The organism is Paenibacillus residui (assembly GCF_042677205.1).
Taxonomy (GTDB): domain Bacteria; phylum Bacillota; class Bacilli; order Paenibacillales; family NBRC-103111; genus Paenibacillus_L; species Paenibacillus_L residui.
Genome location: NZ_JBHTIU010000023.1, coordinates 1 through 25260, shown reverse-complemented (window position 1 = coordinate 25260; position 25260 = coordinate 1). Strand labels below are relative to the sequence as shown.

Annotated in this window: 31 protein-coding genes and 1 pseudogene; 28 read left to right on the top strand and 4 right to left on the bottom strand. The window is 47.6% G+C overall.

The genetic code is table 11. The features are described from left to right. Nucleotides 1-14: 14 nt before the first annotated feature. From ACFQ03_RS06420 to ACFQ03_RS06360, 13 genes are all read left to right on the top strand, one after another. Nucleotides 15-395 carry a hypothetical protein gene (locus ACFQ03_RS06420; RefSeq protein WP_379286897.1) on the top strand — a complete coding sequence of 127 codons (381 nt, stop codon included), beginning with the start codon at nt 15-17 and terminating at the stop codon, nt 393-395. Further along, entirely contained in the window at nt 392-1573 is a 1182-nt protein-coding gene (locus ACFQ03_RS06415; RefSeq protein WP_379286895.1) for a hypothetical protein, read from the top strand. Before ACFQ03_RS06420 ends, ACFQ03_RS06415 begins: the two co-directional genes overlap by 4 nt. 28 nt (nt 1574-1601) lie before the next feature. Continuing rightward, a complete protein-coding gene (locus ACFQ03_RS06410) occupies nt 1602-2012 on the top strand; it encodes a DUF2190 family protein (protein WP_379286894.1) in 411 nt (136 codons plus the stop codon). Between the two features lie 15 nt (nt 2013-2027). Continuing rightward, nucleotides 2028-3092, top strand: coding sequence for a hypothetical protein (locus ACFQ03_RS06405; RefSeq protein WP_379286893.1), 1065 nt, complete (start codon nt 2028-2030; stop codon nt 3090-3092). A 13-nt stretch (nt 3093-3105) separates the two neighbouring features. Continuing rightward, nucleotides 3106-3462 (top strand): hypothetical protein, encoded by a 357-nt coding sequence (locus ACFQ03_RS06400; RefSeq protein WP_379286891.1) that lies wholly within the window; start codon nt 3106-3108, stop codon nt 3460-3462. Further along, nucleotides 3462-3851 carry a hypothetical protein gene (locus tag ACFQ03_RS06395; RefSeq protein WP_379286889.1) on the top strand — a complete coding sequence of 130 codons (390 nt, stop codon included), beginning with the start codon at nt 3462-3464 and terminating at the stop codon, nt 3849-3851. Before ACFQ03_RS06400 ends, ACFQ03_RS06395 begins: the two co-directional genes overlap by 1 nt. 1 nt (nt 3852) lies before the next feature. Beyond that, on the top strand, nt 3853-4272 hold the full coding sequence (locus ACFQ03_RS06390) for a hypothetical protein (protein ID WP_379286887.1): 420 nt from the start codon (nt 3853-3855) through the stop codon (nt 4270-4272). Further along, complete coding sequence (locus tag ACFQ03_RS06385; protein ID WP_379286885.1) at nt 4269-5105, top strand: hypothetical protein; 837 nt, start codon at nt 4269-4271, stop codon at nt 5103-5105. Before ACFQ03_RS06390 ends, ACFQ03_RS06385 begins: the two co-directional genes overlap by 4 nt. Before the next feature lie 9 nt (nt 5106-5114). Continuing rightward, nucleotides 5115-5330 carry a hypothetical protein gene (locus ACFQ03_RS06380; protein WP_379286883.1) on the top strand — a complete coding sequence of 72 codons (216 nt, stop codon included), beginning with the start codon at nt 5115-5117 and terminating at the stop codon, nt 5328-5330. Then, the gene (locus ACFQ03_RS06375; RefSeq protein ID WP_379286881.1) at nt 5331-6761 is read left to right on the top strand and encodes a phage tail sheath family protein; all 1431 of its coding nucleotides are present in this window, start codon (nt 5331-5333) and stop codon (nt 6759-6761) included. 15 nt (nt 6762-6776) lie between these two features. After that, nucleotides 6777-7184, top strand: coding sequence for a phage tail tube protein (locus ACFQ03_RS06370; protein WP_379286879.1), 408 nt, complete (start codon nt 6777-6779; stop codon nt 7182-7184). Nucleotides 7185-7209: 25 nt separating this feature from the next. After that, the gene (locus ACFQ03_RS06365; protein ID WP_379286877.1) at nt 7210-7647 is read left to right on the top strand and encodes a phage tail assembly chaperone; all 438 of its coding nucleotides are present in this window, start codon (nt 7210-7212) and stop codon (nt 7645-7647) included. A gap of 168 nt (nt 7648-7815) precedes the next feature. Further along, complete coding sequence (locus tag ACFQ03_RS06360) at nt 7816-10299, top strand: hypothetical protein (protein ID WP_379286875.1); 2484 nt, start codon at nt 7816-7818, stop codon at nt 10297-10299. A gap of 150 nt (nt 10300-10449) precedes the next feature. Here ACFQ03_RS06360 and ACFQ03_RS06355 read toward each other — a convergent pair whose 3' ends face one another. Beyond that, entirely contained in the window at nt 10450-10557 is a 108-nt protein-coding gene (locus ACFQ03_RS06355; protein WP_379286873.1) for a putative holin-like toxin, read from the bottom strand. A gap of 125 nt (nt 10558-10682) precedes the next feature. Between ACFQ03_RS06355 and ACFQ03_RS06350 the strand changes: the two genes are divergently transcribed. The 11 genes from ACFQ03_RS06350 to ACFQ03_RS06300 are packed head-to-tail and all read left to right on the top strand — an operon-like array spanning nt 10683 to nt 19507. Then, entirely contained in the window at nt 10683-11324 is a 642-nt protein-coding gene (locus ACFQ03_RS06350) for a LysM peptidoglycan-binding domain-containing protein (RefSeq protein ID WP_379286871.1), read from the top strand. Further along, nucleotides 11321-12457, top strand: a complete 1137-nt coding sequence (locus ACFQ03_RS06345; RefSeq protein WP_379286869.1) for an XkdQ/YqbQ family protein — start codon at nt 11321-11323, stop codon at nt 12455-12457. The genes ACFQ03_RS06350 and ACFQ03_RS06345 overlap by 4 nt, the downstream gene beginning before the upstream one ends. Before the next feature lie 28 nt (nt 12458-12485). Next, nucleotides 12486-12845, top strand: a complete 360-nt coding sequence (locus ACFQ03_RS06340) for a hypothetical protein (RefSeq protein ID WP_379286992.1) — start codon at nt 12486-12488, stop codon at nt 12843-12845. Beyond that, nucleotides 12818-13288 carry a DUF2634 domain-containing protein gene (locus tag ACFQ03_RS06335; protein WP_379286867.1) on the top strand — a complete coding sequence of 157 codons (471 nt, stop codon included), beginning with the start codon at nt 12818-12820 and terminating at the stop codon, nt 13286-13288. Before ACFQ03_RS06340 ends, ACFQ03_RS06335 begins: the two co-directional genes overlap by 28 nt. Continuing rightward, nucleotides 13289-14407: a baseplate J/gp47 family protein gene (locus tag ACFQ03_RS06330; protein WP_379286866.1), complete on the top strand. Its 1119-nt coding sequence runs from the start codon at nt 13289-13291 to the stop codon at nt 14405-14407. Further along, the gene (locus ACFQ03_RS06325) at nt 14397-14954 is read left to right on the top strand and encodes a YmfQ family protein (protein ID WP_379286864.1); all 558 of its coding nucleotides are present in this window, start codon (nt 14397-14399) and stop codon (nt 14952-14954) included. The genes ACFQ03_RS06330 and ACFQ03_RS06325 overlap by 11 nt, the downstream gene beginning before the upstream one ends. Continuing rightward, nucleotides 14954-17473 (top strand): hypothetical protein, encoded by a 2520-nt coding sequence (locus ACFQ03_RS06320; protein ID WP_379286862.1) that lies wholly within the window; start codon nt 14954-14956, stop codon nt 17471-17473. Before ACFQ03_RS06325 ends, ACFQ03_RS06320 begins: the two co-directional genes overlap by 1 nt. A gap of 15 nt (nt 17474-17488) precedes the next feature. After that, entirely contained in the window at nt 17489-18103 is a 615-nt protein-coding gene (locus tag ACFQ03_RS06315; protein ID WP_379286860.1) for a hypothetical protein, read from the top strand. Beyond that, nucleotides 18103-18243 (top strand): CD1375 family protein, encoded by a 141-nt coding sequence (locus ACFQ03_RS06310; RefSeq protein ID WP_379286858.1) that lies wholly within the window; start codon nt 18103-18105, stop codon nt 18241-18243. Before ACFQ03_RS06315 ends, ACFQ03_RS06310 begins: the two co-directional genes overlap by 1 nt. A 59-nt stretch (nt 18244-18302) precedes the next feature. Then, nucleotides 18303-18773 carry a phage holin family protein gene (locus ACFQ03_RS06305; protein ID WP_379286856.1) on the top strand — a complete coding sequence of 157 codons (471 nt, stop codon included), beginning with the start codon at nt 18303-18305 and terminating at the stop codon, nt 18771-18773. After that, the gene (locus ACFQ03_RS06300; protein ID WP_379286854.1) at nt 18770-19507 is read left to right on the top strand and encodes an N-acetylmuramoyl-L-alanine amidase; all 738 of its coding nucleotides are present in this window, start codon (nt 18770-18772) and stop codon (nt 19505-19507) included. The genes ACFQ03_RS06305 and ACFQ03_RS06300 overlap by 4 nt, the downstream gene beginning before the upstream one ends. A gap of 164 nt (nt 19508-19671) precedes the next feature. On the opposite strand, the gene ACFQ03_RS06295 is transcribed toward ACFQ03_RS06300, so the two are convergent. From ACFQ03_RS06295 to ACFQ03_RS06285, 3 genes are all read right to left on the bottom strand, one after another. Further along, entirely contained in the window at nt 19672-20325 is a 654-nt protein-coding gene (locus ACFQ03_RS06295; protein ID WP_379286852.1) for a DUF3800 domain-containing protein, read from the bottom strand. 137 nt (nt 20326-20462) lie between these two features. Beyond that, the gene (locus ACFQ03_RS06290; RefSeq protein WP_379286850.1) at nt 20463-20675 is read right to left on the bottom strand and encodes a DUF3006 domain-containing protein; all 213 of its coding nucleotides are present in this window, start codon (nt 20673-20675) and stop codon (nt 20463-20465) included. Between the two features lie 14 nt (nt 20676-20689). Continuing rightward, nucleotides 20690-22054, bottom strand: a complete 1365-nt coding sequence (locus ACFQ03_RS06285; RefSeq protein ID WP_379286848.1) for an MBL fold metallo-hydrolase — start codon at nt 22052-22054, stop codon at nt 20690-20692. Nucleotides 22055-22172: 118 nt separating this feature from the next. Between ACFQ03_RS06285 and ACFQ03_RS06280 the strand changes: the two genes are divergently transcribed. The 4 genes and pseudogenes from ACFQ03_RS06280 to ACFQ03_RS06265 all read left to right on the top strand — a co-directional run bounded on the left by ACFQ03_RS06280 (nt 22173) and on the right by ACFQ03_RS06265 (nt 25234). Beyond that, the gene (locus tag ACFQ03_RS06280; protein WP_379286846.1) at nt 22173-22367 is read left to right on the top strand and encodes a hypothetical protein; all 195 of its coding nucleotides are present in this window, start codon (nt 22173-22175) and stop codon (nt 22365-22367) included. A gap of 464 nt (nt 22368-22831) precedes the next feature. Further along, nucleotides 22832-23224, top strand: a pseudogene (locus ACFQ03_RS06275) (manganese catalase family protein); the annotation flags it as partial. A 176-nt stretch (nt 23225-23400) separates the two neighbouring features. Then, nucleotides 23401-24690, top strand: coding sequence for a UDP-N-acetylmuramate--L-alanine ligase (gene murC / locus ACFQ03_RS06270; RefSeq protein ID WP_379286844.1), 1290 nt, complete (start codon nt 23401-23403; stop codon nt 24688-24690). A 16-nt stretch (nt 24691-24706) separates the two neighbouring features. Continuing rightward, on the top strand, nt 24707-25234 hold the full coding sequence (locus tag ACFQ03_RS06265; RefSeq protein ID WP_379286842.1) for a Mur ligase family protein: 528 nt from the start codon (nt 24707-24709) through the stop codon (nt 25232-25234). The last annotated feature ends 26 nt before the right edge of the window (nt 25235-25260 follow it).

Here is a 25260-nt window from a genome sequence, read left to right as displayed (position 1 = left end):
AGGGAGTGATGTAATTGCAGGAAGTTATTTTAACCGAGGAGGAGCTCCGCACCAAATGTGCAGAGTGGCAGAAGATCCTCAGGCTGCAGGATTGGATTGTTGTGACGGGGATTAAGAGGGGTCGTGATATGACGTTGCAAGGAGTTTGCGGTGAATGTTCGTGGCAATTACAAAAGCGCATGGCTGCAATTAACGTGCTTGATCCGGTCGACTATCCACCTGATCTTATTGAGCCACACGACATGGAATTGACGTTGGTGCATGAACTGGTTCATCTTCACTTTGCTTCGCTCCAAACTCCTAACGAGGATAACACAGCTGAGGAGCAAGCAATCGAAGCGATCAGCCGAGGATTAATCACCTTGGCACGGAGAGGGGGTGAACGTGAAAAATGAGAGGCACACTGATTTATGGGGAGATGGCTGCAGAGGGTAGCAACCTTTTTCGTTTGTTTGCAGGCGTTAGCGGTGAAATGAGCGTGAATGATATTCCTCCAGCTCCTGGAGTGGACGTTGATTTGCTCAAACAGGGCGATGCTGACCCACTCGAGGTTGTTGTGGAGGTACCGGTCGGCAAGTCGAAGCGAGGCTGGAACTATACGCATAAGGCGCTGAAGGATATCGTTGACGCGGTCAACACCCGGACGCTGGCAGGATTCAAGGGTCACCAGAGACCGGAGGACGTATCAAATCAATTTATTGACCCGGCCACACACTGGATCGGGGCGAAGATGACCGAGACAGCGGCGTACTTTCGAGGCATCGTGGACAAGAAGGAAGAAGATTTGAAACGCTGGATTAAGGGCAAGCGCATTAAACAAGTGAGCATTTACGGACGCCCCACGCTAAAAAGCGTTTCCGGCGAGACGCAGGTCGTTGGCTATGATCCGCTAAGCATCGATTGGACGCCGCTTGATCGTATGGGGATGCCGACACGCATTGTCGCTGCGAGCGGGGAAATGTGGGATTTAGACGGGGCTGGCCCCGAGGGAGAAATGAGAGGAGATGATGAGCAATTGGAATGGGCACAATTGATTTCTGAATTGAAGAAACGTTATGAGAATAAGACGATTACAGTTGGAATGCTTGCCGGTGAGATGGGGCTGTCTAATGACCAAGTAATCGCTGAGTTGACTCCGGAATTTTCCAAGGAGGTACAACGTGCGTTGGAGATCAGCACAAAGGCTACTGAAATTCTGGGAGTCAGTGGTGAAATGGACATTGAGGCGCTGTTCAAATCGCTCAAGGAGGCGGCCGACAAAGAGGCAGGTGCTGGCCGCGACAAGATCGTCGGCGAAATGATGGAAAGCAAGGTGACGTCCGAGGCTGTCCGCAAAGAGTTGACGAATCCAGAGACGACGCTAGGTAAGTTGTGGTCCTACCATGCACGCGGCATTGCTGCTGATGCAACCAAGGAGCAAATCGCTGGCGAGATGGACACTTTCCTAGCCGATCCCGTTGTAAAAGGAATGGTTGATGCTATTCACACTGACAGGCCTGCCGGGACTGGCGGGGGCGGAGGTAGTAATGCGGATACCCCGAAAAACTTGCGAGTTAAGCGGGCATCAATTTAAAATCTATTAATTTCAAGGAGGGATTCAAATGGCTTACAAAGGTCAACCGGTGCCCAGCACCGTACATCATTCTTACCGTGCAAAGGTTAGTGACGGCAAATCAGTTCGTGTTACCGTACCCGAGAAAACAGAGATCAACGCACAGCAGTTTTACCTGTTCGGGGGCTTCTTCGGCGCGGCAATGGAGTCGGTCACTACCGGACCGGGCGAGACGGGTGAAGTCATCCTGAACATCGAACAGGCTGAGTTTGAGACCGACCAGATCGTTACGACCGACGCATTTGCCGCAGGTGATACGGTCTACTGGAATGGTAGCAAATTGACAACGAAGGCAGAGTCCGGTGGGGAATCTCCTACGCCATATCGTGTTGTCGGTCGGGTAACAGCTCCAAAAGACAGTAAAAACGTAATTTGGTTCCTATTGGGACCGCAAGTATAAGGAGGCTGATAATCAATGGCAAGAGTACACAGTATTGAGACACTGAAAGAAAAGCGCCGGCAGGGGACCGTTGAAACAGCGGTTCCTTTTTTGTTGAATGGACGTCAGGAAGTAGTCACCAAGAAGATCGTAAACGGCGAGATGGAGACCTATGAGCTCGACAAGCCGATCGGTGAGATGCTTACATCTGAAAACAGCAGGAAGGAACTGCTGCAGAAGGTTGTGCTTGACGTTGAGCTGGGGAAAGAAGAAGTTCCGACCCTATACGGTCCGATCTATGAAACGATGAACGATCCGAATTTTCCAAAGGAATTCGAAGCAAAGTGGGCACAGTACGGAACCGTTATCTTTTTAGAACACCTCGAGGGTGAAGAGGTCAAGTTTGGAAGCTTACAAGCGGAGCAGGGTCCTATCGCCAGAATCAAAGGATATACCGCAGGCTTCGAGTACACGAAGGAAATGGAGCTTTTCAACCAAACGTTCAATTTTGAATTGATGAACAAAGCATTTGGTGAGGCTCATAATGCATTGCTAAACCATTTGCACCTTGGACCAATCATCAAGTACAGCTATAAGGCGGCCAATAAAACGGCGCCTGTATACGTGGACGAACTTGGCAAAACGCTTGCGAGTGCAACTGGCTCCCATTTCATCCTCAGTATGCGGGAGACGTTGCGAACTGCTCTGAAGGATGCACGGACGGCGAAACGTCCGGGTACCATTCTATTGGCAAATCCGGCTGATAAGGAAGACATTGACGATGCACTGTCCAGCTTCACGATTCAAGCGACCCCATACAGAGCTTTGGCTGGCATTACAGATATCATTTATTACGATGGATGGGAAGCGGAAGTCAGCAAGAAGTCGTATACCTATCCGGGTGTTCCTGCAGGAAAGGCTTACCTTATCCGTCCGAAACGAGGATTCAAGGAGCTCGTCAAGCAGGCGCTGCAAATCCAAGCAACTATCGGTGATCTAACAAGACTTGTCGAAGCTCAGATCGTCGGCGACGTATGGCGCGGAGTGTTCGCTGCTATAGAAGAAAACGTCCAGGAGATCACATTCCCGGGTAAAGCCTAAGGCGGTGATTTGAATGGAGCCAACCAATGCACTTCGGAGTCGGTTGCGAAAACTGTTAAATGAGGTTATCCCAAACGGCGGTACCGAAGCAGATACGAACTTTCTGGACTCTGAGATTGACTTGCTACTTGAGGAAGCGGACACTCTCTACGGTGCCGCTTCATTAGGTTGGATGGAAAAGGCCGGGCTCCTGCAGGGCGACATTGAGGGCTACAGTAGCGGTACGGAGAAATACGACCTGACATCATTAAAAGATCGGCTCAGTCATGCGCTTGCTATGGCAAAACAGTATTCCGATATGGAGGCTGCTGCAGCTGGTAAGGATTCATCAGGCTTTATGATCCGTGTCTGTCCGCCGGAGGTGCTGTGATGGTAGTAACGGACTTTGTTGCGATTCGTCGGCGACACATTGCCTGGAACATTGCACAGAACCCGACGGCGATCACCATCCATCGCAAGGAGAAGATCCGGAAGGGTGGCGGGTATGATGAAGTCGAGTCAGACTTGTCGCCCGTTACCGTCCGGATTTTTGTTTCTCGATCTCAGATACCGCAGGCGGTTTCCAATTTAGCCGGCACGAAACAGACGGATAAGATGTACAGCCTGCTGGCGGACGATCATGCTGACATCAAGGCAGGTCCGACGGTTACGGACCGGTTTTCGGCAATGGGGGAAACATTTGAAGTCATATCGGTTCAGCCGCAGGTCGTGCAGGGTGTGATTGTCGGATACCAAGCTGATTTGGAGAGGGTGAAATGATATGGGCGGATTTGGACAAGGCGCTATTGATTACATGAAGTGCAAGCAGGCCGGAACGTTTGCTCTAATTGAGAATTTGAGTCGGCAGGCTGAAGGCGACATGAAACTAGCGGCACCTTGGAATGATCGGACGGCCACGGCCAGAAGGGCGCTTCATTCTGGTGCCGAGAATGCCGGGGAAAATACGATCCGGATGTACCTTGCCCATGGAGTCCGTTACGGTGGCATTCTCGAGACTGGTTCAAAGCCTCATATTATCCGACCGAAAAACAAAAAGGCTTTGTATTGGAAGGGCGCAGCGCATCCAGTCAAAGCGGTTAAGCACCCCGGGACGAAGCCGCGGGCAGTTGTTGAACCAACGGCTAAGAAATATAAGGTCAAGATACGCGACACTCTTGTGAAATGGTGGAATATGCCATGAGGAATACCATTCGAGAAAGACTACTCGCTTCCGTTCCGGAGCTGAAGGACGTCTTCGAACCGCATGCCGCGGAAGCAAGCAGTTTGAAGCCGTATGCCGTGGTATTGCAGGGCGAGGACGGTGACGAGTCGCCTTGGGCGGGTTTCCGGCGGATCGTCGAGATTTGGCCATACGTGTCCCGTTCGACTTTTGGGAAAGTGGATGAGCTGGAAAAGAAGATCATTGCCGCCCTGGACAAGCAAATGCTGACTTCGGAGACGGGAGAGGTATTTTCTTGTGTTTATTTGGGTTCTGCCGGCCAGGACGTGGTCGACGAGGAATGGGACGCCATCACCCGCGGCATTCAATTCGCGGTAATGGCACTGCAGCCGGTTGGAACCGACGGGCAAATCACGAGTGACCCGTGGGTTCCGGCTTTGGCAGCCTGGACGGTCGGCGTGATGGGGAACGAATGGAACGTGTACAACGGGTATTGGCCGCTTGGTTATGCTCGGCCTGCGGTGATGTGGCGGGCGACCGGGATCGATGTTGAGGTGAATGGGTTGGCATCTTACACGGTGACAAAACGATTCACAACTCATGTACTCGGAAATCGGCAGCACCCCGAGCATAAGGGGGTCAATTCCTTGGTTGCTCAACTCGGGAGCTCGGTTAAGATTCCGTTTGATCTTACAGATAGGCGTTATCTTACCGTAAGTGATGCTAGGGCCAATGTGGGAGCTGACGCGATTCGGGAGGGGCAGATTACAGTGACTTTGTCCCGTCGAATAGCGCGACCACAGGATGAAATGTCGTTGATCATGTCGGTGAATTACAAATCAAATATCAAGTAGGTGATGTGAATGGCTGAGAAGCCGGACAAGAAACAGCAGCTTACTGAGAACTCAACAACAATTCCACGTTACCCCGTTGAGGAGCTTGCGGCCAATGCCGAGGATCTTTTTGCTGTTCGCCCCGAAGTGCTTGTGGGGGCGCTGTACGGTAATGGTCAAGCAGAACTGACGATCGATGAGGTCAAACGGTTGATCGATCAATTCTTGAAAAGGAAGGTGAACTAAGTGGCAGGAGGAAATTGGAGTCCGACGGATATGCCGGTGTTACCCGGTTTTTATATGAATTTCATGGCGGCAGCTACTGCGTCCATACAACAGGGAGCACGGGGCACCGTGGTTGTTCCCGTGAAGGCTCACTGGGGACCGGTCCGGGAATTCGTTGAGATCACGAGTGAGTCCAGAATTAGAGATATGTATACAGACGATGAGTCGGGCGGCGCAACAGCGTATACCACTCTACGCTTCGCGCTGATGGGCGGAGCTCAGAAAGTACTGGCGTATAGACTGGCCGCTGATACTGCAGCTACAGCAACGCTCACTTTACAAGGCGACTCGAGCACGGATGTACTTAAATTGGAAGCCAGATACCCAGGGGCGCGTGGGAACAATTTCAAAATCACTGTCCAGACAAGTCTTGTGGACAGCACGAAAAAGGACATTAAGCTTTACGATGGCACAACTCTGCTTCGGACGTTTACGTTCGCGGAGAACAAAGCTGCTGAAGTCATTAATGGGGACAGCGAAAACAAGTGGATCGTAGCTACGAAAATGGCTGACGGCGTCCTTGCGGATGTTTCCAGTGTACCGATGATTGGGGGCGACTCTGGCATAACCGGTGTCACGAATGCCGACTATATGGCTGCTTTAGATGCAATCGAAGCGCAGGAGTTCAATGTTACGACTCTGGACGGGATATCAGAAGCAGCTTTGCGAGCGAGCGTTGTCTCGTGGGTATCTCGCGTGAGGGATGCAGGAAAAGGCATAGTTGCTGTGCTTGGTGGATCAACTGCTGACGATACTGCTGCAGATGCGGTAACAAAAGCGATCAATAAGAGTGCGCAAGTGAACCATGAGGGCATTGTCAATGTCGGTACTGGCGCTGTTTTAAATGGAGTGCGATATAGTTCTGCTCAAGTGGCCGCCTTCGTCGCCGGTTTGATTGCAGGTACGCCACTGAGTGCTGCCACGACATATGCAGGTACACCGTTTGAGGATGTGACTCGTCGGTGGACCCGTACCGAGCAGGAGCAAGCGGTTCGGAATGGAGTATTCTTACTCATTCACGATGGTCGCCAGGTGAAGGTGTTACGCGGCGTCAACAGTCTGATTAGTTTGCGCCAAGGGCAGAGTAACGCATGGAAGAAGATCCGGACAATCAGCGTCATGGATTCGGTCAACCTTGATCTTCAGCGGACGGCTGAAGACTCGTATATCGGTAAAGTGAACAATACTGAGGAGGGTCGTCTGGCATTGATCGGTGCTTGTAAAGAGTATTTGCGAACGCTGGCTAACGCTGGTGTGATTGAGTCCACTGGATATGATGTTTACTTGGATCCGGACTATCCGAACCCGGATCCCGATCAAGTTTTCTTGAAATGGGAAGCACGCCTAACAGATGTGATGGAACAAATTTTCGGTACATTCATTGTGAAATAACGGAGGTGAACACATATGCTTGATCCTACTCGTGTTAGTCTTGGTACGTATGCAAAAGCTTACATTAATGGTGTTTGGCAAACGAACATAAACCATCTTGAAGCCACCGTCGAAATCGATAAGCGAGAATTAAATCTCGTCGGGTATGACTGGGTGCAGTTTAAGAAGGGTGCTCGTCGCGGATCTGGAACGATCAGTGGATACAAAGTTACATCTGATATGATCCGCCGTGGTTTCACTAAGTTTGAGATCATCACAACTCTGGATGATCCGGAAGCGTATGGATTTGAACGAGTGCGCTTAATGCGTTGCATGCCTGATTCTATACAACTAGCAAACTGGACGGCTGGTGAAGAAGTCATGGAAGAAACCCCGTTTACTTTTGAGGGTTTCGAGTTGATCGACCCTATAATCGCAAATTAAATTTACTCACTGGAGGAATGTGAAAATGAAGAAAAACGTTGAAGAATACTCCGAAGATCAAATACTGGATATGCTGCTTGAAACAGCCGAAAACTTACCGCAGGCAACGGTATACATTGAACGGCTGGACATGAAGCTGACTTTACGCGGGCTGACATCTGGTAAGGTAGATAGCTTGAAAGAACAATGCGTAACAAGGAAAAAGGTTGGAGGCCGGCTGGAGGAGAAGTTCGATAATGAGCTCTTCAGCGCACTAATCATTTCTAATGCTACTGCAAATATTGAAGTTAAGGGACTCAAATTAAATGGTTGGGGAGATCCGCGTTTAGTTTCTCGTCTAAAGGTATCGGGAGGCGAGCAAGTGGTTCGTCGCATGCTGTTGGCTGGCGAGTTGGACGCCGTCGGAGATAAGGTCCTTGAGCTCTCCGGGTGGGGAGTAGAAATTGAAGACATAAAAAACTAATAGGCTCCGGGGGAACGATGACGGCGCTGTACCACATGTGGGTGCAGCACCATCTGAGGCCCGGAGCTTTTTGGTCTTTGCCCCGGGGAGAAAGAACACTATTGCTAGCATTTACCGAAAAAGAGATAGAGTCATTGCCTAAGCCCAAACCGAAGGGAGGGCGGAAACGTGGCAGAACAGGAGTTTTATAGGCTCGATTTAGTTATTGGCACGGATGGCGTTGAAGGCGCAGAGAAGCAGCTCAAGGCAATGGACAAGATGCTGGAGCATACTGAGCGTCGTGCAGCTGCATTAGGCAAATCAAAAATTAATCCCAAGGCAACTTTGAAAGACAAAGTATCAAGCATTGTCCAACAGATCACGGGAAAGATTAGGCGACTTAATCAAACTAATGCAAAGCCTACAGCCACATTGCGTGATCGGGTGTCTGGCCCTGCCCAGAAAATTAGGTCATTTATGACAAGCCTATCGCGAGCCCCCTATACGGTTGTTATCCAGGCCAAGGACATGGTCACCGGAACGATCAAAAAAATCACAGGCATGTTAACGAGTCCACTTGCGGCACTAGGCGTAGGTGGAGGGATAGCAGGGACCACCGCATTTGGCTTGAATATTGTCATGGGCCGACAATCTACTACAACGGCTTTTGACGTCCTCCTCGGCAGCATAGAAGCTGCAGAAGAACGAATGGAAGAACTCATCGCGTTTGCCGGACGAACCCCATATAAGCGGGACGAAATCTTTCAGTCGAGCCGGATTTTGGAGGTTTTTACGAAGGGGAAACTCTCTGTCGGTGAGGAATTGACTCGTATCGGGGATATCGCGGCCGGTACGCAGAATGAATTCGCGGACGTTGCCCTTTGGATGGGACGATTGTACGATGCAATGCAATCCGGCAGGCCGGTTGGAGCCATGACATCTCGGCTGCAAGAGATGGGAGCAATATCCGGGGACGCAAGAGCACGTATCGAAGCTCTATCTGAGCTTGGTGTAGACATTTCAAGGGCATGGCCACTCGCTACTAAGGAGTTCGCGCGTTTTGACGGAATGATGGAGAAGATGAGCGGTAACTTGCAAAACCTTCTCCTTGGCACAAAGACATTCTTCACTGAGAATGTCTTTTTTCGATGGGGAAAAGGTGTATCCGATGCGATCACTCCTGCGCTCAAACGATTCCGCGAATGGCGTTCAGAGAACAAAGAGACTGTCGCAAAGATCGGTCAGTGGTTCGAGGAGCTCGGAAAGAACATTGGGACCTCATTTGTAAACAAGATCGAAGGCATGACGACGGCCATTAGTCAGTTGAGGAAGAATCCCGAGTTCCAGAATGCAGATTTTTGGGGAAAACTCAAAATCGCATGGGACGAGCTGGTCACTAAGCCTTTTTCGGAATGGTGGGCCAGTGGTGGCGAGCAGAGGCTTAGGGAGATCACTTCGAGAATCGGAGAGGTGCTCGGTGGTGGAGCAAAGGGTTTGATTATGGGCGGTCTTAGTTTGTTCGTCAAGGACGATGATATCAAGGATCCGAATCCGTATGTCCAGGCTGGGAAAACAGCGGGCAAGGCTTTCTTTGAATCTTTTATAGAAGCTTTTGATGCAAAAGCGATAGCGAATAAGGCTGCTGAGGCTTTTAAAAATATCCAGCCGACTTGGTTAGGTGGAGAATCAAGTGGTATGGGAAGTATCGCAGCCTTGTTGTTTGATGTGTGGCTGGCATCTAAAATATATAAAATGGGGAAGAAACCCGCTAAATTTGGTAAAGGCATCTGGGATTGGATGAAAGGGATGTTAGGCAAATCCAAAAATGCGGGATCGCCTGATAGTAGAATTCCGAGTGGGAGGAGGGGGGCTCCTGGCGAAAAGACAAGTACCGCTCCTAGAGGAGGGTCAACAACCCCCACTAACTCGAAACCACCTGTTCAGGCAAATCCTAGAAGCCCTAATGACCCTAACTTGTGGAGAAGGTATCAGACACCAACGAAATGGGCTAAGCCGCCGAAACCAAGTTCATCTCCTGCCAACCCAATGGCTAACAGAAAATGGATTGGAAAATATCCTAAGTGGATCAGGGGGTTCGGACTTCCACTTGCCATAGGAAATATGCTGATGTCTTCATATGAAACAAGCGAGAAACTTCAGCAAAACCGCGCCCAAAGAGCGCAAGAGTTTTCGGAAATTTATAAAGACAATCCCGCGATGCTGCAATGGGGCGCAAAGCCGACGCATGAGAGAATGTCCGTGGTAAATGGAATTAATCAGCCAACCGAGAAAATACGTGATGTGAACATATCGGTATTGTTGGGTACAGAAACACAAGGGCTTTTACAAAGGGTGATGAATTTTCAACAGGAGAAAGTCGAAAAGACTTGGTACGATCAGACACTCTCCCTTGGAGGAATAAATCTAAAAAAGGCGGTTCAGAAGAATCCTACGGTGCAGATATCTGATCAGCAAGTAGATCAAATATCCAGCCTGCTGAAAAATATAAAAAATGAAGTGAAGAATGAGTATCAGATCAACATCCCGGTGGGTGCGGTGCAACTGAATGTGAAAGAAGAGATGGACTATGAAGAAGTCTCTAACCAAATAGGAGGAAGAGTAGCAAGGGCCCTAACGGACCAATTAAAGCGGGCCATGGAAAATAGGAACTGACCATTGCACGTATAAATCCTACATGCTACACTTAGAATAGTAAAAGGAGCCGGCTGGCACCGGCTCCAGTACAATAGCCGCTTTTAAGGGCGGTAGGCTTTTCAAAGCTTACACGGCAGAAATAGACCGCATACCTTTGCATGGGGCGGTCTATTTCTTTTTGTTCGCATATATCAGCAGCGTAATAACCAGAGTTATCAACGCGATTATCCAGATTCCAAACTGGAACATTACGGATAGCGCTTCGTATACGCTCACGGGCATCACCTCCCTTCCGGGAGTTAGCCGACCGCCCTATCAAGCCATACAATTGTACAAGCCATATTATACCATGAGAGGCGCACTCCATCGAGAGCTGCGCCTTTTTTGTTGGTGGTGATCAAGTGGATTTTTATATTATTGATCCGGCAGGCGGTCAGCTTCGGCTACCGGTAAATCCGGAAGAAGTCATTTGCCCCGGAGCTAAAAAGATCGAAACGGTTTCTATCGTCAATATTGGTGACATCGACTTTCCAAATGGTGATGAGCGATCGGGAGTTTCTTTTTCTTCCTTTTTTCCGGCTGAATATGATCCATCCTATTGCCGGTATCCCGATATTCCGGATCCTAACGAGGCGATGGCCATGTTAATAAATTGGAGGATAAAGCGGGCTCCCATACAATTGCTTATCACGCATACCTATGTCAACATCACTGCACTGCTCACTAGAACGGAATACCGCTACGTTGGGGGAGAAACCGGTGACATTCAGTACGAGGTAGAGTTTAGGCAGTGGCGTGAAGTGAAGGCGAGAACAACGGCAGAGATGGCCGCTGTCACAAATGATTCTGCAGGAGAACCACGGTCAGATCTCAAGCCGGTGCCCAAGACATATACTGTGAAATCTGGAGATAGCTTGTGGAAAATAGCAAAGCTTGAATTGGGAAACGGAGCCAAGTATAAAGAACTATATGAGTTGAACAAATCAACCATAGGCCCGGATCCTAGCAAAATATTTCCCGGTCAGAAGTTGGTGCTATCATGATTACTCCAGGTGCCAAAAGGTATGATGTGATCCTACGAAATCAGTACTATTTGAGAGAATTACTTGAGGGCGTGACGCTCGAAGATTCACTCGAAGAGATCGCATACAGGGCAATCATTCGAGTATCCATTACGGATGACTTTCCGGAAATCGGTCCGGGAGATGAAATCCGTGTTTCGGGTGTACCTTTTGACGGGAGCGGAATGGTGTATCTTTTGCATCCCGGTGTTATTTGGGAGTGCGATAGTAAAGACAAAGGGCACAAAACGCTAACCGTAACAGCCTACGACAGAACGATATACCTGCAACAATCCGAGGATGAAAACATTCTCCCAGCCGGGCAGACAGCTAGTCAGCGGCTGCGGAAATATGCTGCTGATTGGCAGATTCCTATTGCCAGCATCCCGGAAACAGGAGTGGCCCTTTCCAAGGCAGTATATCGTCCCCGCTCTATTCATTCCATGATCATGGCCGACCTCAAGGAGACCGTGAAAAAAGGCGGAAAGATGTACCGCCCTAGAATGACACCGAATGGATTAGAACTGTACGAACTTGGTACAAATAAAACGGTGTGGGTCTTGGAATCGAATCAGAACATCAAGGAGTTGAACCAACTCCGAACGCTGCAGGGGGCTGTCACTCAAGCGAAGGTGCTTGGAACGCAAGAGAAAAGCCGCGCCAGTCAAATGAATGTAAAACTGAATACAGACGGTATGTCGGATGCAGAGTTGGAAGAATACATCCGGAAATATGCTGCAGGTTCTACTGGGAAAAAAGCAGGTGGCAAAAAACCAAAAACAAAGCAAGACATACCTTCCCCGGTCCTGGCTATTGAAAAAGGTGAAACAGCTAAATACGGAACGATCCAGAAGATCATCCAAGATAGTGAAATAAAGTCCGTTGCCCAAGCCCGTAAGGCCGCCAAGGAAATGCTCGCAGGAATGCAAGAGTCGTTTTCTGTCGTTGCTATCGATATTAACACAATCAGAGCCGGCGACATGGTTCGACTCAACGGGCTAGACTTGCTTGTCATTTCTGTTCAGCATAACTTAGGAAGTCCGGGTGAGATGACCGTGGAAGTGGCTTGGCCTGATGTTGTTAAAAGGAGGGTATACGGCTATGGATCCATTTAAGGAGTTTGTGAACGTATTAGGTCTGAACATGGACAGAAAGGCCGGCCAAGTTATTGATGGCGTACCAGCGGAACTCGGGACGATCACTGAAACCGGGTTAAAACTTGATAGTATGAAGCATGAAATGCAAGACTATCTGGTGGCTGATTGGTTGGTGACGGTACATTTGCCGGCTTTCTCTTTGGAAGGTAGTGTATCAGGTCTAATCGATGGTGAGGGGCGTTCGGTGACGGGGGAAGCGAAGTTTTCATTTAAGTCTACCCAGATCGAGGAAGTCCGCCTGAACTGGTCAGAAGGATTCTTGCCCGGTGATCGGGTGTTGGCCATCCCCGTAAACAGCGGAAATGAGGCCGTGGTCGTATGCAGAATCATTGGAGGTGGAGGTTGATGCCTAATCTATTTCCGATAATTGAAAATGACGACCATACTGAACAACAGGAACGACAGGTACAATTCGGTCGAAGTTGGAAGTTCGATTATGAAAAGGGGGACTTCGTTACGAGTCCTACCGGCAAAGTTATGGGATGTTCCAACACAGATGCATGGCTGGAATGGTGTAAGAAAGCGATCCTGACTAAGCGTTACAGACATCTCGTATATTCTCGCAATCATGGCCAGGAACTCGATGATTTAATTTCCCGGCACCTGACAAGGGAAGCGAACGAGTTGGAGATCAAACGAATGGTCACGGAAACGCTTATGGTAGACCCGAGAACATCCGGAGTGGGAAATTTTACTTTTCGCTGGGAAGATGAGAAATGTTTCTACACTTGCGAGATTACTAATACAATCGGAGAAACAAGATCAATTCAGCAAAGCGTGGTGATATAATTGGCTGCCTTACCGGACTATTTGACAGATCAAACCGAGGAGCGAATACGACAAAGAATGTTTAGGAGCCTACCGCCAGATTTAGATAAATCGGAAGGCTCTTTTATTTGGGACTCGCTGAGTCCGACGGCGATAGAATTGGCCCAAGCGGCGATCTGGGCACAGGAAGTATTACGGCGAGCATTTGCAGCTACGAATTTTGGATCATACTTGGATCTGAAAGTAGCTGAACGCGGGTTAAGCCGGCGAGCAGCAATAAAGGCGACGTCCACAGTAACATTTGAAGGTGAGCCAGGACGTCCAATACCTTCTGGTACCGTTGTGGCCACCGAAGCTGACTCTATAACCGATACACCATCTATAGAGTATGAGACTACTGAGGAAGCCATCATCGGGGAGTCCGGCCAAGTCACCGTTCCTATCATTGCGCTTGTGGCGGGTAAAGCCGGGAATGTACCTGCTGGGGCAATTCGACTGATATCCACTCCAATCAGAGGTGTGAGTAATGTTACCAATCAGCAGGAGATCACTAGCGGCGCCGATGAGGAGTCAGACGATAGTTTGAGGGAGCGATATTTTGCAATGGTAAGAAGCCCGGGAACGAGTGGTAACAAGGCAGACTATATACGATGGGCAATGGAGGTTCCTGGTGTTGGTGGTGTTCAGGTCCTTCCGATCTGGAAAGGTCCGGGGACGGTTGGGGTATTTCTTCTTGATACAGAAAAACGTGCCGCAAGTCCTGCAATCGTGGAAGCTGTCCAGCAGCATATTGATCCGGATCCAGCTATGGGAGAAGGCACAGCCCCGATTGGTCCAGACATAACTATTGCAGCAGGCGAGGAAATTCCAATCAACGTGAATGCGAAGTTGACTTTGGCCAGCGAGGCTAGTTTGGATACAGTCAAAAAGCTGATTGAGTCTGGCCTGAAAGAATATCTTAAATCTCTTGCCTTTGTGGATCCAATCGTCCGATACACCCGAATATCGGCTATTCTACTAGATATCCCTCCAATCATAGATTTTCAGGAACTTAAGGTGAATGGAACATATAACGAGAATATAGAGATTTTTTCGGGGCAAGTAGCTGTGCCGGGAGTGGTGACGGTATATGAATCATAAGGGAAAAGAGATGCTATCGTATTTACCGGAAATCTATGATAGATCACGGATTATGCAAGCGGTCCTTAACATCCAAGGAATTGAAATTGAAAATCTCCTGCAGGCGATCGACGAAATACTCGATCAATATTTTGCCCTGTCAGCAACTTGGTGGCTTGATCATTGGGAATTCGAGTTAGGAATAGAAACGGATCCCTCAAAGCCTATAGAGCAGCGTCGATCTGTCGTCATTTCAAAGATTCGAGGCACAGGAACGGTCACAGTGGCCATGATCAAACGAGTAGCGGAGTCTTATGTGAACGGCGAAGTTGATGTGAGTGTTGATAGTCCTGGGTTTACGGCGATTATTACCTTTATTAGCAACTTGGGGGTACCCGAAAACATTCGTGATATTGAAAATGCGATTAGGGATATCATTCCAGCCCATCTTGCTATCAGGTACGAATATAGATATCTACTTGTCCAGCACATCCATCAAAGTATGACAGTGAGTCAGTTGCAAAGTACAAAGCTAAACAAATTCTCACCCTTCAGGGAGGTGTTGTAATGCCGAATTATACGCAGAATCTGAAGCTCCATAAATACGATCCTGAGACTGACGGAAATACAACATTTGATATTGTCGACGCCATAAACAATCCGTTCGATATCATTGATGATACTCTAGGCGGTCAGGTGGTTCCTTCCCCTCCCACTCCCATATCCCTGACAGCCGGCACACAAACGATCACCGTTGATCGTGACACGCCTTTTAACGTGCTAGATATCCGGGGTCGTACGCTGGTCAACCTTTTGGGGCGGGATGGGAACTGTGAGGATATAAGTCGCTGGGGGAAGTATCAGGTCACAAACGAACTTGACCCCGACAATAAAACAAATGGCTCTTACGGTTTAAAAACAATTGTTGCTACAGGATATAGCACCGGTTCGTCCTATAGTGTTAATAAAAATGATTACCAAGCAGATAAGCATTATATTTTAATAGGTATGCTGAAGAATGGAACGGCGACAGATACTAGCCTTTCTATATCAGGATTTTTCAATGAAACGAGAAGTAACGTAGTGACTGATAGCTCAACCTTTCAGGTGGCAGTTTCAAAATTTACCGGATTAACTATGGAACGAAGGCCAGTAGCGGTTAATATTACTGGCCAACCGGGTACGTACTCCTATGCAGACGAAATCCGTCTCTACGAAATCACCGAAGCTGAGTACAATGCCATTGACTCTATGACGCCGGAAGAGGTAGCAGCCAAGTATCCCTATGTAGACAGCATTCAGAATGTTAATGCAGTATACGTGGAGAATACTGGCGGTAATTTATTTCCGCAGAATGTAAAATGGGAGCAAGGTGGCCTTACCTCAACCGGAGAAGAACTTTCGAATCCATTTAAAATACGAAGTCCAGTATTCACTGTACTTCCAAACACTCAATATTCACTTTCATTATTAAAAGAAGCTATGGCAACACTATTTATGTACCATGAGAATGGAACTGTATCCCGACTACTTTTTTCCAAATATAGAATTTTCCAGTCGAACGATGACAAGACAAGGTTCAGACTTGAGATAGGGACCAGCGATCTTAGTACTATTACTCCTTCTGATATATCTGAATACTCACCAATGCTTACAATCGGTTCCGAACCCGTGCCATTCCAGCCACAACGCAAATCCTACTTGTACCTTCCAACATGCCAACTTGCCTCCAATCTGGACGGCTCAGTGGCAGACAGGATGTACATGGACAATGAGGGTAAGCCTAGGACTATGAGGCAGTTTAGGCGAATAGAGTTGGATGGAGATAATGTTCAGGTAGACTACAACACTAGGGGAACAGATTATAAGCGTTTGAATGTTAGGATTACAGACTTTAAATCCTTAAGTTTTGTCACTGTTAAATATGACGGAAAGATATTAAAAAATGTAGGTAGTGAATGGACTGGCGGGGATGAAGCGAGACTCTGGTCTTCCGATAATGGTCACATATTCTCGGTCTGGAATTCTGATTCAGGTTGGGGGTATGACTACACGCCTACTAAGGAAGATATCAAGGCATACCTCTTGGGGTGGAGGATGTATAACAACGATGTTGGACTGACAACACCTTATAACAATACTGGTACTAAGCGGTGGTTTGCAATCGCAAACGATGTTGAAAAGACCCCATTGGGATCAACAACACCACCAAACTATCCTCCTAACAGTGTTGTGCCTGATAAATGGACCCCTTACCTCCTTCAATATCAACTATCCTCCCCTGTAGACGAACCATTGGAGCATGAAGGCAGCCTGATGCTCTACGAGGGCGCGAATCAGGTTGAAGTCGGTACGGGTATTGTGGTGAGGGAGAAGGCGAATCCTGTTTTTAGTGGAGGAGCGGCTTGGCACATTAATAATACTGATAGACCATTATCACTACTATCTAAAAGAGTAGACAAAGTGATTAAAGTGTATTGTAACAACGAGGCAGATGAGTGGGGGGAACAGATCGGATCATCGATTGGATATGGGAATGTCTGGCTTTTTAAAAACAGAGAGCGTTATGACCCCGCAGCCGTCTACCAAGTCACCTACCTTGCGCTGGACACATACAAGATAGGCATAGCTCCGACAGAGATCAGCGCCGAGTATGTGTCTAATCTGAGGGGCACGGTTGATAGTCTGGTGGAAGGAAATAAGAATGCTCTGGCCCGGATCAGTGTGGTTGAGAACCAAATGCAGATGAAAGAACCAAGTCCTCCTCAATGGATAACCCCAGCATTGTTAAATGGATGGGTAGGATATGGAGGTGGCTTTACAAGGCCACAATATCATAAAGACTCCCAGGGATATGTACACCTACGAGGCAGAATTAAAAGTGGAACAGCAGGCCTTAAGATTACATTATTTTGGCTGCCGCTAGGGTATAGGCCAGCAAATACATCTCTATCGTATAGCTATCAGGACTATTCTGGTGCACATAAAGGCGAAATAACCATAGACCCAACGGGTGAAGTAGCAATATGGACAAATCAAAATTCGGATGGAAAATTAGACGGAATTTCATTCCGTGCAGAACAATAGAAAGGAGGCGTAACCTTGAAAGAAGCATATGTAACTGACCTAGACGGATATTATCTCGAACCAACGCTTGTCGCTGACCATGTGACAGGCGTTTTTCCTATTATGAAGCCTGTTTCAACACCGGACGAGCCCGAAACCGTCCTTGTAGGCTACACTGTGGCCGTCCCGGTGCCGGAAGGACTGTATCAGCCGAGATATGACCTTGAGGCTTGGAAAGCAGCAGAAGCGCAGTACGAGCGAGATTTGGAAGCCTGGAAGCAAGAACAGCAGCAACGGGACGAAGAAGATGAAGCCAATCCGTCGCCCCCGCCGGAGCCGGTAGACCTAGCCCAATTTTGGGTGGAGGGTTTAACGCCGGAGGAGATAGAGGAGATCAGGAACCGGCCGCAAGTGCCCAGCATCCCGGAGCGAGTCGAGAAGGTGGAGAACGATACTGCTCAAACAATGTTGGGACTGGTGGAAGTCTATGAGGCAAATGAAGCCACAGACGAAGAAAATAAACAGTCTATGCTGGCCATGGTCGAGCTTTACGGGATTATAGAGGCTCAAGGGGAAACTATCCAAGCCCAGGCCGAAGAATTAGCTGCTATCCGCACCGAATTGGCAGCCCTGAAAGGAGGTGAGGGGTGATGGTAGCAGTATGCGTTACATTGATTCTGGACGGGCTGATGACCTTTGCAGAGGTTCCGAGAACGCTGAAAACTAAGGTTCAGACGGCTCTCGAAACTATGGGGCTGGATACAAACGGCCACCCGATCAAAAGCGCGTAGAGCGCTATTTTTTTATGCCCTCGGGATCCGGGGGCTATTTTATTTTTGGAGGTAGGAACATGAAAACATCAAACTTTGCCGCCGGTGCCGCCGGTGCATTCTTTTTTCCAGCTTTTCATTTTATGTATGGTGAAGGAACAGTTAGATACTTAGCCATGTTTCTGTTTTTACTGCTAATCACGATGGACTGGATTGCCGGGTATCGAGCATCGAAAATGGACGGATCTTATGCATCTGAATATGGGATTGCCGGGGGTTTTAGGACAGTGTTCATGCTTTTTATGCCTGCAGTTGGCCATCTGATCGACAGCATCTTCGGTATGCCAGGAATTGCATTTGGTTTTTTGATAGCAGTATTCGGTCTGCACATCTGGAAAAGCATGACTGCAAATGTAGCTCGCGCTGGATGGGATAAATGGGTGCCTGAGTGGGCTTTAGAAATGGTGGCGGACGAAATTGAACATAAGATATCCAGGGCAATTAAGCGAAGGCAAGAAAAGGATAAATATTTGGATGGTGCAGGCGAATGAATAGGGAGATCGTATGGAAAGGGAACAACCATACCAACAGCAGCAGCCGGGGGACGCATGTCCCCTTTGTCATTGTGAATCATATCTCAGCGGGCACTATGGCCAGCATGGATTCCTGGTTTACGAGTCCAGGAAATAAAACCTCATCCGCACATTTCGGAGTGGCCAAGGATGGCCGCATCCACCAATATGTAGATATTCGTAGGATGGCTTGGGCGAACGGAATCGGGGCAGAGGATATTGCCAAGTCGAAGACACCCGTGATCCAGGACAATCCGGGAATCAACCCGAACCTTTATTCCGTTTCCATCGAACACGAGGGCACGGATGGTGATTTAACCGAGGCTCAGTTCCAGGCTTCGGTTTGGCTGCACCGGTATATCCAGCAGCAGGTTCAAGAAATATGGGGCCGAGTCTTCGAACTGGACCGTTATCATGTTATCGGTCATTTTCAAGTTAATCCGAGAGGAAAGCCGTCCTGTCCGGGTTCGAAATTTCCGTGGAATCGACTATACAAAGAGCTGCTGGAAGTAGAGAAGAAGGAGGACGATACTTTGAAACTGGAAACATGGCAATGGAAAATGCTCGGAGATACTTTGGATGGACTTTATAGGAAAGGCGTGATTGGGGATTATTCATGGGCCGAAAAGGCTTATACCGGCAAGCTGACTGCATCAGAGTTGGCTTGGTTGAATACGGTGATTTTTGCGAGGCAAGCGGGCGTAGAAGTATAGGTAAATTCGAAACAAAATAAAAAAGGCGTGGACACTATATCCTGATAATTATCCTAAACGGACAACGTTGTAGATATAGTGGCCATCGCCTTGTGAACCACGTGGCTGTTAGCTATTATTAGTTTCTATGTACATTTTATACTTGGTTTTTCCAATTGTCAAAGTTATTTTCGTGGCTTCCAGTGCCAAATATTGATCCTAGAGTCGTATTTATTGAGAAAATAATTGCTAAACTTGTTTTTTCTCTCCCCAGCAGGGGAATACTTGTTCTTAACAACTCCTGTTAATAAATCACATATTTGTGTGGCATCGCATTTTTTTGAATCAGATGATTTACAGGATTTAACAACGTAGCCGTGTCTTTCATAAAAAGATTTATAGTTTAGGTTACGAACTAAATAATCATAAAAATTGTCTTCTTTCATCCTGTTTTTATTATCAGGTCGTATATGAATATGTTCTGATCTATTTTTAATGTGATTGTATATTAATAGTTCAGAAAATTTGTTATAGGCTAAGTGCCTCTTATAATCAAATAGACTCAAATCAACATCTTCTCTGGATACTACTATCGCCCTATAAGAAAAGTAACATTTAAATGCTTCTTCCAATGCATCTTTATATACTTGTGATCTTAATTCTGAAAATTTTTGAAAATGGAATTCATTAAAAAAACCTCTTTGTGCTCTTACAGAAGCTATAGAATCAAGTAGCCTTTTCTTCACATTTTGAGTCATTCCTAGAATCCCAACTATAAAGTATGGGTCTTTACCGGGTTCTCCAGACTCGTCTTGAAATATCCAATATTTTGACCCCACATCCAAATACCTCCAATTATCTAAGACTATAGACAGGGTACCCCAAATTAACATAACTTTCAAGAATAGTATAGAAGAACTAAAAAACATAGTAAAATCCCCCGCTTGGCCGTGTGGCTGGGCGGGGGTTATTTTATCTAGTCTTCCCAAACATCTTCCATGAGTTTTTTTATTTGTTCCATCCTTTCCTTTGTCCCCTGGGGGTCTTTTCTCCATAAACCATCAACTAGGATAACAACATCTCCATCTTTTACATCGGGATCAACTTCGTTTCTTGGAACATCCTTAGTCTGGCCATCAACTTCAATTACTACATAATTTCCCTCAAAACGATCAACGATTCCCTTCATGTAAATCACATCCCTTATTGTGGTATAAAGCTTGTTTTAGTCGTTGCGGTTTTGCCGCTATGGGTAACAGTGATATTTCCATTTACCTTATAATCTTTTGCGGCACGTCCGATCTTAAATGATATTGAGGCTACACCGGATTCATTTGTCACCCCATCATAGTTTGTTGTTGTCGATTTATATTTGAGTGACAAATCTACCTGAGCGCCTTTCACGGGTTTTCCATCTTGATCCTTGACAGTGACTGTTACAGTGACCGTAGAGTTTTGTTTTGGCGAATCATTGCTAATGCTTGCGGTTGCTGTAATCTCACCTTTGCTTTCATTTTGTGTCTCTACTGATTCCTGTTCATTTGGAGCCGGCTGATCGACTTTAGATTGCATCGTTTCATTTGGTGTCCAGTCATCATTATCTACCTTTATCTCTTTTCCATTTGAGGTAAAGATGATGTTACCTTGCAGATCATTCCGATATATCTCGATCCCTTTATTAGTCAATCTATCTAATACTTCGCTGGCTGGATGCCCATACTTGTTATCTTGGCCCGACTGGATGACCGCATATGTAGGATCAACAAGATCTAAAAACTCCTGACTAGTGGATGTTTTAGATCCATGATGACTAACCAGAAGAACATCAGCTTTTAGATTAATTCCGGAAGCAACCATGTCTGCTTCGCTTTTACTTTCGGCGTCACCGGTGAGAAGAAATGATGTTTCCCCGAATGTAATATGTACTACAGCGCTCATTTCGTTGGTATCGTTGTACTCACCGATCGGTGAGATCATATTAGCCTGGACAGCGTTTTCCCACTCCAGTACGATCCCGGATTTTGCAGTCGATATCTTTAGCCCCTTACGCTGTGCCGCCAAAAGCACATCCTCGAAGGTTTTAGTGTTGGCCTGGATTCTCGGCATGTAGATTTTTCCGATGTCAAAATTGTCTATGACTGCATCCAAGCCACCAATATGATCCGCATCTGGATGAGTACCAATGATAATATCGATACGCTTAATCTTTTCCTTTTGCAGGTACTCGACCATTAGTTTTTCTTTATCATTGTTCCCGGCATCAATGAGCATCGTTTTTCCGGTTGGTCCGATGATAAGTTGTGCTGCACCCTGGCCAACATCGATAAAATGAACTTTTAGTTCGCCATCAACCTGTGAGTTCTGATTATCCGAGTCTGTTGGTTGGACTTGTTCTCTGTCTTTTGCTGTAGCTGGTGGCGGGCTTGGTTCCTTGCCACTAATAGTATTGGTGCCATCTTTAACTACTGAATTTGGCTGTGGTATTGGCTGAGTCTGCTCCGTGATACAGCCACTTAGTATTAAAACAGATGCAAGCAAAATGAATAAAATCTTATGTAAGTGTTTCAAATCTTTACCCCCCCATTGAGGAAGATTATACCACAATCAGCTCTTTTTTACCTGTTGCATCAAGAACATTCGTTCGCATATAATACAAACAAGCGTTCTTATTTGGAGGCGAACGATTGTGGATGTCGGGAAGTATGTAGGGCGAACGATTGAAATGATTTATCTTGATCGTCACAACCGTTTTTCTAAGCGAAAAGTAAAGGTTAAGTCCGTTGACGGTCAGATCGTCCGGGCCTACTGTCTGGAGCAGCGGGGGCCACGAGTGTTTCGTGTAGAAAACATACTGGCTGTCCAGCCGGTCAAGATCGCATGACCAAACATCGAATCACACTCGAAGAATTGGAATTGGTCCGTGACTATATAGTGTTGCTGGCAATGCTAACTATAGTGGAACGGAGTAGAGAGGAGATTGAATTTTCTCCAATCTCTCTCAAATCGGTGTATCTCGTAGTTAACTCAGCACTACAAGACAGGATCCACTCTGACCTCGCGACTGTAAAACGCAAACTCCGGACAAGTGGAATCAAAGTATGGGAAGATGAGCGTGATGAATTTATCCTCCGTCACCGATTTGTATGTCGTGGGTATGAGGACCGTTTTTCCATAACGAGGGAGGTTGTAAAATCGGAGATAAGTATCAGGATTGGGAAGTATATATCAGAAATACATGGGTCGGCCAAGCTGGACTATGAATGACAAATGGATGACTAACTTTAGCTAGTCATCCATTTGTCATTCATAGTCCCAAACGTTTGGGAATTTTATCATTGATAACATATATGTTCTGAAGAATTTGCTCACCTCGAAATGATTGCAACGATGGTCTACAAGCTGACCAAGGATGCAACGGTCGAGCAGCTGAAGGAGGCGGGGCTTGGGGATCATTATGCCGACCATGACAGAGCCCTGTTTTATCATAATGCGGCAGGGGTGCCATGGACCGCAACTTATATTCAAGCCAAGGGGGATCCGATTGCGGATTTGTATGAAGATATTGCCGCCGAAGAGAAGGCGAGAGCAACCTATCAATGGCTTATTGATATGACGGATGATGTCGATTTGCAGGACGGCTTGAAATTTTTAAGGGAAAGGGAAGTAGTGCATTCTATGCGCTTCCGTGAAGCCGTTGAGATTTTGAAAGCGGAGAGAGAGACCAAGAAGATATTTTAAAATAAAATATTAAAGGCGTTTCATGACTTTCATGACGCCTTTTTTTGCGTATTAGGGCGACTCGGGAGCAAAGGGGGTAATGAATGCAGTATAATGTAAATAATATATTTAGCTGTGATGGCATAATCAGGTTACATATTGCATTTATATTAAGCTGCAGGCTGGAGGTTTTATGGATGGGAAACTATCATTTAATTGGAATTAAAGGGTGTGGAATGAGCGCATTGGCGCAGATTCTGCATGATTTGGGACATAAGGTTCAGGGGGAGGATACTGAGGCTCCGCTTTTTACCCAAGCTCCTTTGGAAGCGAGAGGGATTCCCATCTTTCCGTTCGCCGAGGCACCGCTGTCCGACGATATGACGGTGATCGCATCGAACGCTTTCGCCGATTCGCATCCGGCCCTGGACCGCTGTCGGCGGTTGGGATATCCGGTCCGGCGCTATCATCATTTTCTCGGAGAGTGGATGAAGGATTATATCAGTATAGCCGTTACCGGCTCGCACGGGAAAACCACCACAACCGGAATGATGGCGCATGCGCTGGGAGGAGTGGAGCCGGTCTGCACTCTGATTGGAGACGGCACCGGCAAGGGGGAGAAGGATGCCCGGTTATTTGTATTTGAAAGCTGTGAATACAAGAGGCATTTTCTGGCGTACCGCCCCGAAATTGCGGTCATTACGAACATCGATTTCGATCACCCGGATTATTATGCCGACCTGTCGGATGTCCACAGCGCGTTCGAGGAGATGGCTTCGCTGGTTGGCCGTCTGCTCGTTGTATGCGGGGATGACCCGCATGTCCGGTCATTAAGAATAGATAAAGAGGTGCTGTACTACGGTTTCGAAGATCATAACCTGCTGAGAGCCTCGGCACCCGTAGCCGGGAGTAACGGCACCTCTTTCGAAGTGTACTGGCGCGGCGACGGAATAGGCCAGTTCACTATACCGGCCTATGGACGCCATAATGTGCTCAACGCCCTGGCGGTTATTGGAACGGCGCTTGTCCTGAATCTCGATTTGGAGCAAATAAAGCACCATATGGCTTCCTTCTCCGGAGTCAAGCGAAGATTTTCCGAGAAGGAATGGAAGAGCAATATCGTGATTGATGATTATGCCCATCATCCGTCCGAAATTAGAGCGACTCTGGAAGCGGTAAGAAGCAAATATCCGTTGAGAAGAATAGTGAGCGTATTTCAGCCTCATACGTTCAGCCGGCTGGAGAAGCTGATGGACGACTTCGCTCAATCCTTGCGGGGCGCAGACGATGTATACCTGTGTCAAATCTTCGGATCGGCGCGCGAGGAAGGCGGCACTGTCTCGATCGAGCAGCTGCGCGACCGGATTCCCAATGCCCGGCTTATTTCGGAATCCACGGTCAACAATTTATTAGACTATAAAGATTCGGTATTGGTATTTATGGGGGCCGGTGACATTCAGAAGTACCAGACGATCTTCGAAGGTTAGGCGGGGAGGACGGGGCATGAAGCTTAAGGAATTGATTCCGCTGCTGACTATTGTGAAAACAGAGGGCAATCCGGAGGTTGAGATTACCGGAATTCAGATGGACTCCCGCAAGGTGCGGCCGGGAGACTTGTTCATATGCATCCCCGGCATTCCGGGACTGCAGGAGGACCGGCATCTTTTTGCCGAGGAGGCTGTACGGGCAGGGGCTGCGGCATTGGTCACGGAGCGGGAGGTCGGAGCAGGAGTGCCGACCCTGCAAGTGCCGGATGCGCGATATGCGATGGCTGTCATTTGTGCTCATTATTACAGTTATCCGAGCCATGATCTCAAGCTGATCGGCGTCACCGGAACCAACGGTAAGACGACGGTCAGTCATATGATCGAGTCTATCCTGAAGCATGCCGGATTCCGGACGGGCCTGATGGGAAATATAGGGACGAAGATCGGGGATACGCTGCTCGAGACTGACATCAATACTCAGGAGCCACCGGTACTGCAGGCCAATTTAACTTCCAAAAGCGAGGTTCAACTCCACCGTCTTTAGACGGTATCCGCTTTTAGCCCTACAGG

Bases quoted from the DNA above. Each gene is read 5' to 3' on its own strand.
- ACFQ03_RS06415 (WP_379286895.1), top strand. From the start codon at position 392: ATGAGAGGCACACTGATTTATGGGGAGATGGCTGCAGAGGGTAGCAAC.
- ACFQ03_RS06410 (WP_379286894.1), top strand. From the start codon at position 1,602: ATGGCTTACAAAGGTCAACCGGTGCCCAGCACCGTACATCATTCTTAC.
- ACFQ03_RS06405 (WP_379286893.1), top strand. From the start codon at position 2,028: ATGGCAAGAGTACACAGTATTGAGACACTGAAAGAAAAGCGCCGGCAG.
- ACFQ03_RS06400 (WP_379286891.1), top strand. From the start codon at position 3,106: ATGGAGCCAACCAATGCACTTCGGAGTCGGTTGCGAAAACTGTTAAAT.
- ACFQ03_RS06395 (WP_379286889.1), top strand. From the start codon at position 3,462: ATGGTAGTAACGGACTTTGTTGCGATTCGTCGGCGACACATTGCCTGG.
- ACFQ03_RS06390 (WP_379286887.1), top strand. From the start codon at position 3,853: ATGGGCGGATTTGGACAAGGCGCTATTGATTACATGAAGTGCAAGCAG.
- ACFQ03_RS06385 (WP_379286885.1), top strand. From the start codon at position 4,269: ATGAGGAATACCATTCGAGAAAGACTACTCGCTTCCGTTCCGGAGCTG.
- ACFQ03_RS06380 (WP_379286883.1), top strand. From the start codon at position 5,115: ATGGCTGAGAAGCCGGACAAGAAACAGCAGCTTACTGAGAACTCAACA.
- ACFQ03_RS06370 (WP_379286879.1), top strand. From the start codon at position 6,777: ATGCTTGATCCTACTCGTGTTAGTCTTGGTACGTATGCAAAAGCTTAC.
- ACFQ03_RS06365 (WP_379286877.1), top strand. From the start codon at position 7,210: ATGAAGAAAAACGTTGAAGAATACTCCGAAGATCAAATACTGGATATG.
- ACFQ03_RS06345 (WP_379286869.1), top strand. From the start codon at position 11,321: ATGATTACTCCAGGTGCCAAAAGGTATGATGTGATCCTACGAAATCAG.
- ACFQ03_RS06340 (WP_379286992.1), top strand. From the start codon at position 12,486: ATGGACAGAAAGGCCGGCCAAGTTATTGATGGCGTACCAGCGGAACTC.
- ACFQ03_RS06335 (WP_379286867.1), top strand. From the start codon at position 12,818: ATGCAGAATCATTGGAGGTGGAGGTTGATGCCTAATCTATTTCCGATA.
- ACFQ03_RS06325 (WP_379286864.1), top strand. From the start codon at position 14,397: ATGAATCATAAGGGAAAAGAGATGCTATCGTATTTACCGGAAATCTAT.
- ACFQ03_RS06320 (WP_379286862.1), top strand. From the start codon at position 14,954: ATGCCGAATTATACGCAGAATCTGAAGCTCCATAAATACGATCCTGAG.
- ACFQ03_RS06310 (WP_379286858.1), top strand. From the start codon at position 18,103: ATGGTAGCAGTATGCGTTACATTGATTCTGGACGGGCTGATGACCTTT.
- ACFQ03_RS06305 (WP_379286856.1), top strand. From the start codon at position 18,303: ATGAAAACATCAAACTTTGCCGCCGGTGCCGCCGGTGCATTCTTTTTT.
- ACFQ03_RS06300 (WP_379286854.1), top strand. From the start codon at position 18,770: ATGAATAGGGAGATCGTATGGAAAGGGAACAACCATACCAACAGCAGC.
- ACFQ03_RS06290 (WP_379286850.1), bottom strand. From the start codon at position 20,675: ATGAAGGGAATCGTTGATCGTTTTGAGGGAAATTATGTAGTAATTGAA.
- murC (WP_379286844.1), top strand. From the start codon at position 23,401: ATGGGAAACTATCATTTAATTGGAATTAAAGGGTGTGGAATGAGCGCA.
- ACFQ03_RS06265 (WP_379286842.1), top strand. From the start codon at position 24,707: ATGAAGCTTAAGGAATTGATTCCGCTGCTGACTATTGTGAAAACAGAG.